Below are 13,384 nucleotides of genomic sequence, written 5' to 3' on the forward strand. Positions count from 1 at the left end.
AATTAGTTATTTATTGTTGCATATAATCAAAATAGTTGATAGTTATTTACATACGATTTTTATTATCTTATCAACAGTTTCCGCTATAGAAATATTCGTCGTATCTATTTTTATAGTGTTCATACTTTTATATAATTCGAGACGCTGAAGGCTTGTATTTAATTCTTTTCCATCTCTTAAATTAAACTGGACATCATTTATAATTCTCTTATTAAGTGTTTCTTTTGAACAAATAAGAGTAATTTTTATAACCTCAAATTCTAAATCACTCAATGGTTGTAGTACAAGATTAAAGATATCTTCGTAATGTATTACCCAATTAAAAATAACATATTCAAAAGATGAATTATTAAGAAAGTTTCTTAATAAATAAATTATATTATTTACAACCATATTTTTATTTTCATCATTTACAGTAAAAGGATTCATCATCCAACACCAATCACCATCAAGCCATACTGAATTATTAAGTTTCTTATTAAGCTCTCTACTTGTTGCTGTTTTTCCTACACCCATTGTCCCATTAATTATAATAAGTTTTTTGACCAATTTTAATTCCCCCATAAAATCTATATTTCAATTTAAAATTAATAGTTATACTCGTAATTCTCAACACATGTTTTTTCAGTTAATACTTCATTTTCCCATGACTTTTTTATTTCAATAAGATTTAAAACATTATATCCATTGTTAAATAGAAATATTATTATCTTATCATTATTAGGATGCACCCAATTAAATACATTTTATAATGTTTATAAAATTTATACAAGTTTTGTAAAAAATAAAAACCCCTAGGAATACTCCTAGGGTAAATACTCTTTTCTATATACATTAATTTGCTGTTGCATATTAACTACTTCTTTTAATATTAGCTTTTTATAGAATCATTTAAGAAAGAAACTACTTATTATAAAATACTTAAATATTATAAAATCATCTTATATATTCGGTAACCCAATCAGTAAAAAGTATGCCTTCTAAATGGTCTATCTCATGGCAAAAACATTTTGCTAAATCTCCTGTACCTGTTAATATAATCTTCTCACCATTTTCATTTAAAGCCTGTACTGTTACTTTTGCAGGTCTTTTTAACTTTCCAAATACATTTGGAATACTTAAGCATCCCTCTATAACTTCTTGTTCTCCTTCCTTCTCGATTATTTCTGGATTAACTAATTTTATAAGTCCCTGTCCCATGTCTATTACAACCAATCTCTTTAATATCCCAACTTGTGGACCTGCTAATCCTCCACCATTTTCTGAATTATACATAGTATCAGCCATATCGTCTAAGATTTGCCTTATTTTATCATCTACTTTTTCAACTACTCTACTTTTCTTTCTTAATATTTCATCATCAGAAAGTCTAATTTGTCTTAATGCCATCTTAACAACTCCTCTACTTTATTATTTTATTTCACTTTCTTCAAAACGAAAAATTTATCTTGATTTTGACCATTCATATGCTTTCCTGTCTATATCTTTTATAAATGCATCTTTACCATCACAATACCCATCAATATCATATCTAAATTTTATTGCTAACTCTTTTTTTAACTCTCCATAATTATTTGCCTCTTCCGGATGATCAATCATATAATCTCTAAAGTTTAAGTGTCTTTCTATTTCTGAATTTCCTGTTTCAAATACATGTATATGGTGTGTTCTATGATATAGTCCTTTCAGAAAAAATCTACGTCCCTTTATTCCATATTCTCCCTTTGCTATGTATCCTAACTTACTTAAATCATCATTGTACATATCTATATTGTTAATATCTTTTACTTCAACCAAAAAATCTATTATTGGCTTTGCAAAAATTCCAGGAATTGAAGTACTCCCTATATGATGAATTTTTAATATTTCGTTATCCATTACATCCTGTATTAATTTTGATTCTTTTATAAATTCTTCTTTCCAACTAGGACTATATTCAACAACTTCGATTACCCTGACTTGATTTTGTTCATCCATTTTAAGTATTCCCCCTATCTTGTTTATAGTTGTATTATAATAATATCAGTAAATCTTATAACACTTTTCAATCATGACATTCTAAGTTGTACTTTTTATTCAAATATTCAGATACATAATAACAAAAAATCACTCCTAATATTGTTGCAATTACGTCCTTAATATCAAAAATCATATGTGTATAGTTTTGTTCCAATTCATAAACAAGAACACCTGCAGAGCAAGTTAAAATTGTATTTTTAATTGCTTTTTTATTTACCTCTTTTTTTACATATAAAATAAAGAAGACTATTCCTATAATATAAAAGAAATTAGGAGCTGAATCTGCTATTCCAAAATCATTTATATTATTTTTGTATATATAGTCTCTATAACATGACTTAGAAATAAAGCCTAATACTGTATTAATAATTGCTATGACTAAATAAATTTTCTTAACTTTGCCTTTCATAATGTCCCCTTCCATTTAGTAGTATAAATAAATCGTATATTCCTAATCCATTTCATTGTCTATGAACATATTTAATAAATATAAGACGTTGCTTCATAAATTTTTATATTTTATCATTACTGCTTGTACAATTTTTACTACATTATCCAAAAACTATATGAATAAAAGCACAAGAAATATTATATCATATAATTTTACGAGCATGTACCCTCTCTATATCTATCTCTCGTTAACCATAACTTCTGTCTTGTTAACACTTCCACTTAATTTATGGCATTTTATCTAGCTTAAAACACTATAAATAAACCCTCAAATCATATCACAATTTTTTTAAACTTTATCTTTATACCCATACTTTAATCCTAAATCTATGGTTACATATCCACTTACCTTTTTATGGTACCTTTATAATTATTGATGTTAAAGTATTTTTCTTTTATAAAACCAAGCGGAGACAGTTTTTCGTCACTATCTCCGCCTACCTATTTGATAATTAATGATAACTATGCAAAAGTGTTTTCTTTAACATTTGGAAGTACATCATAAATTGAACACTTCATCTTCTTTTCAAAATAATCTTTTATTTCTATAGTCCTTTTCCATCTTGCAACAGTATATTCATGTACACCATACTGACAAGCAACATCAACAAATCTTTTTTCAAGTAAACAAAATCCTGTTGGTAGTGCTAAAGCATCGCTTAGTTGTACTAATAAGTCATACTCATCATAAATAGCTGAATTTATAATTTTTTCAGTAAGATCATATTCTTCTTTTGTAACATCCCATTTTCCTATTGCTGAACGAATATCTTGTATCATAAATGAATGTGTAATACAAATTTTAGCAACATCTTCCCAACCTTGTTCCATGCAATATTGGTATCCAGCAATCACATGACGTTCTGAAACTACTCCCACTCGTCTACCTATATCATGTAACAACCCTAAAACATATGCTTTATCACTATCTAGATTTGCACAGTGTTCCGCAATGTTTTTACACGCTAAAGCAACAAATTCAGAATGTTGTTTCCATAATCCTGGATTTAACTTTTCAGCCTCTTCAAGAACCTTTACGGCTACATCTTTATTAGGATATTTCTTACACATATTTTATCTTTAGTGAGATAGTATATTGTAAGTACTAAACTCTCACTAAATCCCCCTTTCTTCCTTACTATTTACTTCTTAGTTTCTAATAAGTTATTTTATATATCAATTTTAGACGTATATGTTCCTTGATGAAAAATCATTTTCCACTTTTCATCAATACATTTCCATATTGAACTACGAAGTGTATATTTCTTATTTTCATTTAGCTCGTCATGTTTTATTACTTTATACATTGCTAATATACAATCATCTGACAATTGTCTTATTTGAAAATCTATAATTTGCCATAATAATTCATAATTATCATTTTCCCTCTGAAATATATCACCACTTTTATAATGATATTCATATCCTGAACTAGTAAACTCAATAAAATCATTTGCCAAAATATCATTTATTTTCCGTGCTGATTTTCTTACTTCTAATTTTAACAAATCATTTTCTAATTGTAATATGTGTTCTTTAATAGAATTCACTTTATCACCCCACAATTAACAAATCAACATATAAATACAAGTATCTTCATTTCGCCCTCCAAAATAAAATATAAATTTATTTCTATTTATTTTATAATGTTTACAAGAATTATACAAGCTTTGCAAAAAATAATAAAAACCCCTGAGATTTCTCTCAAGGATAATATTAAAACTCTCCTAGTGCAAAAATGTACATTACCACTCAAAAAACTATCAAAAATTTCTGTAATCATATTTCAATATGTTTTTTCTTTGGCTTTTTCTTAATTTTAATAATGAATTCCTTTAATATTTTCATGGTCTTATTTAACATTTCTATACTTTTTAATGTATCTGAACATTCAAGACGATGATTGCCATTATCTATTTTAACTAATTCAATATTTTTCATTTTTTCTATCTTTAACATATTAAAACTATTTATTTTATTATCTGCTGTACCTGTTATAGCTAAACATGGGTGATTTGTTATATTTTCAAATGTTTTATCTACTGGTGTTAAATAAATATGTACTTGTTCGTAATCTACCAATTCTTTAGATAATTCATTTTGGATAATAGTCCCCAAACTTTTACCAATAAAAATTATTCTTTTATAATTTTTACTCAAACATTTTTTTAATACCTGCTCTGATTCCTTCGCTACAATATCAAATTCTGTATTAATATCAAAACCTTTGTGTGAAATTTGAAAACCATAATCTATACAAAGTACATCTAATCCAATCTCTGATGCTATTTTCTGCGTGTAATACATAATTGGTTTAGCATTTGAATAACCTTCTCCAGGTAAAATAATAACTAGTGTGTCACTATTTTGCTCAATATAAATGTTTTCTAAAGTTACTCCCCATTGAGATTTTAATTGAATAAATTTTTTATTCATACTCTTTGCCCCTTTTACTTTTCATTCAAATTATTAATGATTTATAAAGTACACATTCATCTTACAATTTCTTTAAACTGTATATTAAATTAAAATTTATTTCTATATTATACCATAAATTTTAATTTTACTAAATTTTATGGAGTGTTAATCACTGTTCAGTGAATACACCCTATTTTACTATTTTTAATGCCTTTCAATTAGGAGAGTGGTATAATTTGATTATTCAATATAGAATTCATATATTAAAGGTGGTGTTATTTATGTCAAATGAAACATCTACAAAAAATATAATAGAAATTATGAAGAGACAATTTGAATCAAGCGAGAGTAAAAATATTTTTTGTACAGACAATCAACTTTATTTCAATACTAACACTGATATTGCAATACAAAAGTTGAAGGATAAATTATCTTTACTTTCAAAATCTGATATTGACTGCATAATAAGACATTATAGAAATAGCTTTTTAGAACAGTTTTATAAAGTAGATCAATATATATATTTTAGCAAAGATGCTGAATTCATAATTGAAAGAATTTGTATGGCATTATTACAGGATTTACAGAATACAAATTTAACAAATAAAGAATTAGAATACAGACACTATGATCGTATAAGAAAATTGATTAAGATTACAAATCCAGCGATTTTCCATATTAACAATAATACTAATCCACAAGCACATCATTTTGTTTGTTCTGAATATAGTGCTGATTTTTTGATACAGTTATTAGCTTTAGACAAACAAAGGTTAACTGAACCTATTCTGGATATTGGATGTGGAAGAAATGCTAATTTGATTAACTATATGAGGAACATTGGTATTGAGGCTTATAGAATAGATAGAAATATTCCTAATTTTACAGATGATACATTATTTAATACAGATTGGTTTGAATTTGATTATGGAGTTAGCAAATGGGGTACAATAATTTCAAACCTCTCATTTTGCAGCCATTTCCTTTATCATCACTTACAAAATGATGAATTAGCTAATACATACGCCTATAAATTTATGGAGATATTGAATTCTTTAAAAATTGGAGGAACATGGATTTATGCACCTTCTATTCCTTTTTTTGAAGATTTATTGCCTAAAGAAAAATATACTATTAAAAGAATTAAAATAAATGAAGATTTTTCAAGAAGCGAAATAATTAAACTTATGTAGATTCATAAAGACACAGAAAGCGTGTAGACCACTCTTAAGTGAATTACGCGCTTTTACTATTTATATCACTTTTTCTATTAATATATAAATTTTTAATGGAAGTCATTTCAGTTTCATTGTTTTGACTCTTTAGGCTGTTATCTATAATTAGCATTTAGGTTCTTATCTTGGCAAATATCTATCACCAAACTCTTTTCTTGCTATTTTTGTATATTTTAAAATAAACTCGGTTTTAGCATTAGTGTATTCATCCCTATTATGTGTATACTGCTCTTTTAGTTCTTGTTTTAATTTGCCATATTCTTCAGCAATTTCTTTATGAATTAAAAGATAATCTCTAAAATATAGTTCATTCCAATCTCCCAAAAACCTAACATGGAGATGAAAAACTTTTTCAGCAAAACCATGTGGAGTATAACCCTTATTAAATGACATATTTAGGTCTGTTTTATTTTGTAATGACATTAATATCCAATCAGCATTGCTTAATTTATACTTTATTTGCTCTATATCGCTGTTACGATCAATTTCCAACAAAATATCTACAGTTGGCTTGGCAATCAATCCTTCAATAGCACTGCTTCCAATATGATTTATTCGCTTTATGTTATTTTTTCCTATTATATTAACTATTTCATCCTTTTCAACTAAGTACCATTCCTTATAAGAAGGGCTATGTTCCTTTAAAATAATAGGAAATAATTTCCACAATTCTTCTAATGACATTTCAGACAATGCTTTTCCCATAGAAACCCCCTTAATATGCATAAATGTTTTTACTTCACAATATTATGCAATTTGTTTTAGGTATAAAAGTACTCCTCTTAGCAGATTTTTATTCTTTAATCTTTCTACCTCAAGAGGAGTATATTTTTTATTGCTAATCTATTCTTCTATTTCAATATATATTCTCTTATTGTTTTTTCCTTTGCTTTTATAATCGGTTATTTTTATTTTCCCAACTTCAAAAGTATTTTTTACGTGAGTTCCGCCATCTGCTTGAAGATCTAATCCTTCAATTTCAACTGTTCTTATTTGCTTAATTCCTTCTGGTAAAAGATTTATTTTTGTTCTTATTAAGTCAGGAATTTTAAAAGCTTCTTCTCTTTCCAAAATATTTACCTTAATATTTCTTTTACATTGTACTTCCTTATTAACCTTTTCCTCAATTTTATCTACTAATGCCTTATCAAAATTTTCAAACTCAAAGTCCATTCTTCCTTTAAGACAATCCATATCTCCACCAGTTACCTGTGCTTTATAATCTCTCCATACAACTCCACATAAAATATGCATAGCTGTATGAGTTCTCATTAATTTATATCTGTGTTCCCAATCTATTTTCCCTGTACATATTTCATTGACTCCAGGAAGTTTTCCATCAATATAGTGATATACATTATTTCCTTTTTTCTTAACCTTTTTAACAACATACTTATCTACAGATGTTTCTAATACTCCAACATCACAGGGTTGGCCACCTCCCCCTATATAAAATGCTGTTCTATCTAAAATAACAGCATTTTCAGCCTCATCCACACCAATGACTTTACATTCAAATTCCTTTATGTAGCTGTCTTTTTGAAATATTAATTCAGTCATCTCTAATTCCTCCTAATATTTATTTTAAATTATTAAATTGGATAAAAGTTTACAACTATAGCTTTAAGAGTATCCTTACCGCAACTTTTATAAGTATGAGGATTTGCTGATGAAAAACAAATGGAATCTTCCTTTTTCAACAAATAGTTTTCATTGTTTGTTGTAAGTACAAGTTCTCCTTGAATAATATTAATATACTCTTGAGATTTTTCAGAATGACCAACAGAAGTATAGGCTGCTTCTGAATCCAATTCAAGTAAAAATAATTCAAAATTTCTATGTGGTGTATTTCCATAATAACAATACACTCTATATGTTCCATCTTCACTATTCTGATATTCAGCTTCTGTTTTTTTTACTACAGAGGTTTTATCTTCATGTTTATCAATGAGGATTGTATAGGGTACATTTAAACCCTTCGCAATTTTCCAGATAGTATTGATTGTTGGATTTGTATCTCCTTTTTCAATTTGTGAGAGCATTACCTTGCTCACCTCAGACAATTCTGCCAATTGTCCTAAGCTTAAATTCCTTTCCAATCTCAATCGCTTAAGATTTTCTGCAATTATTGGATTCAAGTTCATGTAATAAACCTCCTGCTAATAATGAAATGTATCTAAATATCGTTAATTATAACTTACATTTGTTATTTATATGTTACAATCGTTAAATATATTATACATATCGTAAATTATAATTTCAAGTTTTATTATAAAATATTTATCTTTTCCTTTAAATTTATATAATATTTATACTCTGAATGCATCTCATATTCTATCTCAATTTTTATTGGTATTTTTTATTCAACACTCTATTATTACTTTTTTCTGGCCGATACGAGTAACATCATTGGTCGACGAAGTTCATCCACCATTCCAGGAACTGTATAGAGTAAATTTTCTTCTGGTTTCGGCTCAACAAGTCCTGTTATTTCAAATCCAGCTTTTATAAGGCTGTTTAAGTATGTTGTCAATGTTTTATGATACTTTATAACTTCCTCTTCTAAAAAAGTGGCTTTACGCATACCCTCAGTAAAATATTGGTCAACTGGCCAATGTAGAATATTACCTTTATCATCATAATACCACTCCTGTAATCCTTGTGCAGTAAAAATAGGATGTTCCACAGAAAACACGAAATCTCCTCCATTTGAAAGACATTTACTTGTTTTGCTTAAAATATCTTGAAATGATTGAACATAATGTAGAGCCAGAGAACTAATAACAACATCAAAAGAATTAGCGGGAAAATTAATATCCTCGATAGGCATACACATATACTGGATATGCTCAGATTTTGTTTTACTCTTTGCTGCATCCAACATTTTTTGTGAAATATCAATTCCAATAATTGACTTTGCACCATTCTCTAAAGCATATCGGCAGTGCCATCCAAAACCACAGCCCAAATCTAAGACCCGTTTACCTTCAAAATCAGGTAACATTTTTCTCAATTCATGCCATTCTCCAGCAGCTTGAAGTCCATTCTTGGAACGTTCCATATTACTGTACTTATCAAAAAAGATGGTATCATCATATTTATTTTGTTTCATTTCTACTCCCTCCATTCTAACAATATTGTATTGCCTTATTAATAGTATATTCAAGATAAAATATGATTCTATATCGTTTTATAGAAACAGGGCTGCCTACTGGCAACCCTATTCAATCATTTCTTATAAACTATCTTTTTTATTGAATGGACAGAAAGACAATATTCCTCTGCCAACTCTATCATTGTAAAACCCTGTTTATATTTGTTTATAATTTTCTCATTTCTATGTTCCAGAATTTTACGAATTCCAGATTTCTCTCCCCACTTTTTATGGTACGTCTTCGGTGCAGGAATATATAAATATTCACCTTGAACATATTGCTGTATCTCAAGCAGTAAATGCTCTGGCAAAACATTATTTGCATTTTGATATTTCATACAAGCTCCACTCCTAAATATTCAGAATAAATAGGATACAAAGCCGTATGTATTAAATTTTTATTAGTGGCTCAACACTCCATACAAAATCCCACTGTAATCACATACTGACTTTGTATGGAGTAAATCAATTTTTTGACCTATAATCATTTTTTATCCTCCCTTATATACAATAAAACATATTTATTATTTATTTTTCATATCTATTAATAGCTTTAATATTGTTTCTACATCAATTTTTATATTTTTTAGTGAAACAAGTAATTTATCACAAACTGAAATAATGTCTTCATTTGAGCTTGGTGTGTTAAGTACTTGAGTTATATTGACATCTATTTACTTAGATATACTGTTTAAAAGCCGTAAAATTGAACTTATATTATACCATAAATTCATCTGTTTTAAGATTAAGTAGTTCTACGCTTATTAACCACTTATACTGGATAAAGTTTGAAAATTTATACTTTAGCTAATTAGAACTTAAAAAGCTCACCATGGATATTTTCCCATAATGAGTGATTCTTAGTTAACTATTCTTCTGAAACAGATATGGTAACACTTAAGAAATATGATATCTTTACTCTTACATTTCTTGTCCCTCAATTATTACTTTCAATGAAGTACATTTACCTCCGTTACATCTACTCTTACTAACACTACATGAAGCAATCCCTATAATAGTATCCATTTCAACTAATAATTTTATCTTATCTCCTGCTTTTGAAATTGGTTCTTCCACCAATATTGTTCCATCTGGTTTTATTGTTGTATACATGAAAATATTAAAAGGATGTATTATGTTATGTTTTGATATTCCGTATTCCTTTAAATTTTCATTTCTACCACGAGGTAGATAACAATTACTGTAAACAAAACAATCTATTCTTAAAATTTATTATATACCTAAATCCCTGTATTTCCAATTGATTAATAGATTTTTTATCAGGTATTTATTGATTTTTCCAAAAAATTATTAAAGAGCTTATTAGCTCCTTAATGTCAGCGTTTAGCACTGTTTTATATGAACTTATAGTTGGTAAAAATTCATAAGAAAGTTACTTTAAAATAATATTTATAATACCATCTTATAATTTCTTTTAGTTTATATTTTAAGAATGGCACACAGTAACATTCTTGTTATTAAAAAAATTTCTTTTTGATAAAGTATATATTAACACAATAATTGACCATATCCCATTACCAATGAAAGGTTGCTGATTATATTGTAGTGCTAAACCAATACTTACCACTAAAAAGTATAGTGAGTTAATTATCATAAACCAATAACCCCATTTTTTAAGTTTCAAATATCCATAACTTACTATTAAAGAAATTATAGCTACTAGTACTCTCATTATATTTTCTGGAACATTAGGTACTCCAAATCTAACTGCAATTCCAAATTGCTCCGAGGCATTTGTAAATAATGTTATTATTAATACAACTGCTCCCAAAATATAGAAATATCCAATTAACATTATCCCTAAAGGTCTTTCTTTAAGCATTTTATCCTCCTAATCAATATTATATCATCTTAATGTATTACATCTTCTTATAACGCACTCTCTTTACACTGTGTATTAACTTACACTTTCTTTCTACATTATAACATAAATTCATTTGTTTTAGGATAAGTAGTTTTTATTTTGATTAACATTTATACTGGATAAGGTTTGGGCTTGAGAAATTAGACTTTAGCTAATTAGAGTTTAAAAAGCTCATTATGAGTGTTCGCTGGATTTCTTATCAGGAGTTTAGAAATTTCAAAAAAATCATTAAATGGCTGGTAAGCTCTTTAATATCAGACTTTAATAAGGTTTTATATGAAATTGCAACTGGAAAATAATTTATAAAAAACTATATTAAAATAATATAAATATCTTACAACAATTTTCTAAACTATATTATAACATTATTTTCAATTTCACATTAAATTTATATATAAATGAAATAGTAACTTGTTTATCTTAAAGAGAATACAATGTTAATGAAAAAATGTTATTAATGGAGGTGTTTAATTGGGGTATTACGTTAGAGTAGAACCAAATGTAAAAATATACGTAGAAGATCTTAACCCAGATGGCAAGAAAACAATCTTGTTTTTACATGGATGGCCTGGAAGTCATAAGTTATTTGAATATCAGTTTGATCAGCTCCCTAAGATGGGATATAGATGCATTGGTATAGATCAAAGAGGATTTGGTGAATCAGATAAGCCTTATACAGGTTATGATTACGATCGATTATCAGATGATGTTCGAGGTGTAGTAGATGCACTAAAATTAAAGAAGTTTATATTAGTGGGACATTCTACAGGAGGAGCTATAGCTATTCGATACATGTCACGCCATAAAGAACATGAAGTATCCAAACTTGTTCTTTGTGCAGCAGCAGCTCCTAGTCTTATCAAGCGTCCCAATTTCCCATACGGTTTAGAAAAAGAAGATGTAATAAACATTATTAATGGAACATATGCTGATAGACCTAAAATGCTAAGGGATTTTGGAGATACGTTTTTCTTTAAGTATATAACCGAACCATTCTCTAGTTGGTTCTTACAATTAGGATTACAAGCAGCAGGCTGGGCAACTGCGTCTGTTGCAAATACTTGGATAAATGAAGTATTATTTTATGATCTAGAAACAATAACTGTTCCAACTTTAATTCTTCACGGAATTCATGACAAGGTTGTTAAATTTCCACTAGGCGAAGTACAAAAACAATGTATTAGTAATTCGAAACTTATACCATTTAAATATAGCGGTCATGGGCTGTTCTATGATCAACGTGATAAATTCAATGAAGAATTAGTGAAATTTATTGAAGAATAAAAATTTTGAAGTATATCACCTCAATAAAATATAGAATAACTTATTAACCATTCAAAGTTGTATAAAACTAAAGAAATATGCTTTAGTGGGAGTTTAAAATATAAAATACATTCTCTCACTAAAGCTAATTAAGTTAATATTTTGCATTGTAAAATCCCCCAATTTAAATTATTTTCACTTAAAGTTATAGCATAATATTTGTATATTACGCAATTTCAAACTTAGATGCCATAAATTTTACTTATATATAAACCTATTGTATACTGAATCATATAGAAACCAATAAAACATAGGGAGGTTAACAAAGTGTCAATTACTAAAGTAAAAGATTATTTTAAAAGCTTTGGCGTTGAAGACAAAGTAATAGAATTAGACCAGTCGAGTGCAACGGTAGAACTTGCTGCAGAAGCAATTGGATGTGATCCGGAAAGAATCGCCAAGACTCTTTCATTTTTAGTTGATGGCAAAGGGATAGTGGTTGTTGTTGCGGGAGATGCTAAAATAGATAACCGAAAATACAGAGAAGAATTCCATGAAAAGGCAAAAATGATTCCTGCTGAAGAAGTAGAAACAATAGTCGGTCATGCACCAGGTGGAGTGTGTCCATTTGCCATAAATGAAGATGTAGAGGTTTATCTTGATATTTCATTAAAACGATTTTCTACAGTATACCCAGCTGCAGGAAGCGGAAATAGTGCTATAAAATTAAACTTAATGGAACTAGAGAAGTATTCAAACCCAAGAAAATGGGTTGATGTATGCAAATGCTGGATTGAAAACCAGTAAAAATATTTGTGTACTATTTTAGAAATTTCATGAAAAAGAATTTTTTAATGAACTGACGGAAAATATAGCTACTTCTATAAATATATAACGGATTACCTGAAGGGCTATGGGGCATAATCTACATAGAACATACGAAAAATACATCGATTTTAA

The 13,384-nt window shown here is 27.9% G+C and carries 17 protein-coding genes; 3 read left to right on the plus strand and 14 right to left on the minus strand.

Features of this window, described 5'->3' with window-relative positions:
- Nucleotides 1–42: 42 nt before the first annotated feature.
- From OW729_RS06880 to OW729_RS06910, 7 genes are all read right to left on the minus strand, one after another.
- Nucleotides 43–549 (minus strand): AAA family ATPase, encoded by a 507-nt coding sequence (locus OW729_RS06880; protein WP_268060740.1) that lies wholly within the window; start codon nt 547–549, stop codon nt 43–45.
- 387 nt (nt 550–936) lie between these two features.
- Nucleotides 937–1,389 (minus strand): peptide deformylase, encoded by a 453-nt coding sequence (gene def / locus OW729_RS06885; RefSeq protein WP_268060741.1) that lies wholly within the window; start codon nt 1,387–1,389, stop codon nt 937–939.
- Nucleotides 1,390–1,443: 54 nt separating this feature from the next.
- The gene (locus tag OW729_RS06890) at nt 1,444–1,977 is read right to left on the minus strand and encodes a GrpB family protein (RefSeq protein WP_268060742.1); all 534 of its coding nucleotides are present in this window, start codon (nt 1,975–1,977) and stop codon (nt 1,444–1,446) included.
- Nucleotides 1,978–2,044: 67 nt separating this feature from the next.
- Nucleotides 2,045–2,428 (minus strand): hypothetical protein, encoded by a 384-nt coding sequence (locus tag OW729_RS06895; protein ID WP_268060743.1) that lies wholly within the window; start codon nt 2,426–2,428, stop codon nt 2,045–2,047.
- Nucleotides 2,429–2,931: 503 nt separating this feature from the next.
- Nucleotides 2,932–3,540: an HD domain-containing protein gene (locus OW729_RS06900; RefSeq protein WP_268060744.1), complete on the minus strand. Its 609-nt coding sequence runs from the start codon at nt 3,538–3,540 to the stop codon at nt 2,932–2,934.
- A gap of 98 nt (nt 3,541–3,638) precedes the next feature.
- Nucleotides 3,639–4,019, minus strand: coding sequence for a nuclear transport factor 2 family protein (locus tag OW729_RS06905; RefSeq protein ID WP_268060745.1), 381 nt, complete (start codon nt 4,017–4,019; stop codon nt 3,639–3,641).
- A gap of 229 nt (nt 4,020–4,248) precedes the next feature.
- A complete protein-coding gene (locus tag OW729_RS06910) occupies nt 4,249–4,905 on the minus strand; it encodes an alpha/beta hydrolase (protein WP_268060746.1) in 657 nt (218 codons plus the stop codon).
- A 263-nt stretch (nt 4,906–5,168) separates the two neighbouring features.
- Here OW729_RS06910 and OW729_RS06915 point away from each other — a divergent pair, with 263 nt between their 5' ends.
- On the plus strand, nt 5,169–6,080 hold the full coding sequence (locus tag OW729_RS06915) for a hypothetical protein (protein ID WP_268060747.1): 912 nt from the start codon (nt 5,169–5,171) through the stop codon (nt 6,078–6,080).
- A gap of 162 nt (nt 6,081–6,242) precedes the next feature.
- On the opposite strand, the gene OW729_RS06920 is transcribed toward OW729_RS06915, so the two are convergent.
- The 7 genes from OW729_RS06920 to OW729_RS06950 all read right to left on the minus strand — a co-directional run bounded on the left by OW729_RS06920 (nt 6,243) and on the right by OW729_RS06950 (nt 11,119).
- Nucleotides 6,243–6,827, minus strand: coding sequence for a GrpB family protein (locus tag OW729_RS06920; RefSeq protein WP_268060748.1), 585 nt, complete (start codon nt 6,825–6,827; stop codon nt 6,243–6,245).
- Between the two features lie 138 nt (nt 6,828–6,965).
- The gene (locus tag OW729_RS06925; RefSeq protein WP_268060749.1) at nt 6,966–7,682 is read right to left on the minus strand and encodes an alanyl-tRNA editing protein; all 717 of its coding nucleotides are present in this window, start codon (nt 7,680–7,682) and stop codon (nt 6,966–6,968) included.
- A gap of 32 nt (nt 7,683–7,714) precedes the next feature.
- On the minus strand, nt 7,715–8,266 hold the full coding sequence (locus OW729_RS06930; RefSeq protein WP_268060750.1) for a helix-turn-helix domain-containing protein: 552 nt from the start codon (nt 8,264–8,266) through the stop codon (nt 7,715–7,717).
- Nucleotides 8,267–8,499: 233 nt separating this feature from the next.
- On the minus strand, nt 8,500–9,234 hold the full coding sequence (locus tag OW729_RS06935; RefSeq protein WP_268060751.1) for a class I SAM-dependent methyltransferase: 735 nt from the start codon (nt 9,232–9,234) through the stop codon (nt 8,500–8,502).
- A gap of 116 nt (nt 9,235–9,350) precedes the next feature.
- Nucleotides 9,351–9,614, minus strand: coding sequence for a CD3324 family protein (locus OW729_RS06940; RefSeq protein WP_268060752.1), 264 nt, complete (start codon nt 9,612–9,614; stop codon nt 9,351–9,353).
- 583 nt (nt 9,615–10,197) lie between these two features.
- Complete coding sequence (locus OW729_RS06945; RefSeq protein WP_326498363.1) at nt 10,198–10,506, minus strand: DUF1989 domain-containing protein; 309 nt, start codon at nt 10,504–10,506, stop codon at nt 10,198–10,200.
- 217 nt (nt 10,507–10,723) lie between these two features.
- Nucleotides 10,724–11,119, minus strand: coding sequence for a hypothetical protein (locus OW729_RS06950; protein ID WP_268060753.1), 396 nt, complete (start codon nt 11,117–11,119; stop codon nt 10,724–10,726).
- Between the two features lie 513 nt (nt 11,120–11,632).
- Between OW729_RS06950 and OW729_RS06955 the strand changes: the two genes are divergently transcribed.
- On the plus strand, nt 11,633–12,445 hold the full coding sequence (locus OW729_RS06955; RefSeq protein ID WP_268060754.1) for an alpha/beta fold hydrolase: 813 nt from the start codon (nt 11,633–11,635) through the stop codon (nt 12,443–12,445).
- A 306-nt stretch (nt 12,446–12,751) separates the two neighbouring features.
- Nucleotides 12,752–13,231 (plus strand): YbaK/EbsC family protein, encoded by a 480-nt coding sequence (locus OW729_RS06960; RefSeq protein ID WP_268060755.1) that lies wholly within the window; start codon nt 12,752–12,754, stop codon nt 13,229–13,231.
- The last annotated feature ends 153 nt before the right edge of the window (nt 13,232–13,384 follow it).

The sequence above is a fragment of the Clostridium brassicae genome (assembly GCF_026738875.1).
GTDB lineage: Bacteria > Bacillota > Clostridia > Clostridiales > Clostridiaceae > Clostridium_H > Clostridium_H brassicae.

Excerpts from the sequence above, each read along its gene's own strand:
- def (WP_268060741.1), bottom strand. The coding sequence starts at position 1,389 with ATGGCATTAAGACAAATTAGACTTTCTGATGATGAAATATTAAGAAAG.
- OW729_RS06890 (WP_268060742.1), bottom strand. The coding sequence starts at position 1,977 with ATGGATGAACAAAATCAAGTCAGGGTAATCGAAGTTGTTGAATATAGT.
- OW729_RS06895 (WP_268060743.1), bottom strand. The coding sequence starts at position 2,428 with ATGAAAGGCAAAGTTAAGAAAATTTATTTAGTCATAGCAATTATTAAT.
- OW729_RS06900 (WP_268060744.1), bottom strand. The coding sequence starts at position 3,540 with ATGTGTAAGAAATATCCTAATAAAGATGTAGCCGTAAAGGTTCTTGAA.
- OW729_RS06910 (WP_268060746.1), bottom strand. The coding sequence starts at position 4,905 with ATGAATAAAAAATTTATTCAATTAAAATCTCAATGGGGAGTAACTTTA.
- OW729_RS06915 (WP_268060747.1), top strand. The coding sequence starts at position 5,169 with ATGTCAAATGAAACATCTACAAAAAATATAATAGAAATTATGAAGAGA.
- OW729_RS06920 (WP_268060748.1), bottom strand. The coding sequence starts at position 6,827 with ATGGGAAAAGCATTGTCTGAAATGTCATTAGAAGAATTGTGGAAATTA.
- OW729_RS06925 (WP_268060749.1), bottom strand. The coding sequence starts at position 7,682 with ATGACTGAATTAATATTTCAAAAAGACAGCTACATAAAGGAATTTGAA.
- OW729_RS06930 (WP_268060750.1), bottom strand. The coding sequence starts at position 8,266 with ATGAACTTGAATCCAATAATTGCAGAAAATCTTAAGCGATTGAGATTG.
- OW729_RS06935 (WP_268060751.1), bottom strand. The coding sequence starts at position 9,234 with ATGAAACAAAATAAATATGATGATACCATCTTTTTTGATAAGTACAGT.
- OW729_RS06940 (WP_268060752.1), bottom strand. The coding sequence starts at position 9,614 with ATGAAATATCAAAATGCAAATAATGTTTTGCCAGAGCATTTACTGCTT.
- OW729_RS06950 (WP_268060753.1), bottom strand. The coding sequence starts at position 11,119 with ATGCTTAAAGAAAGACCTTTAGGGATAATGTTAATTGGATATTTCTAT.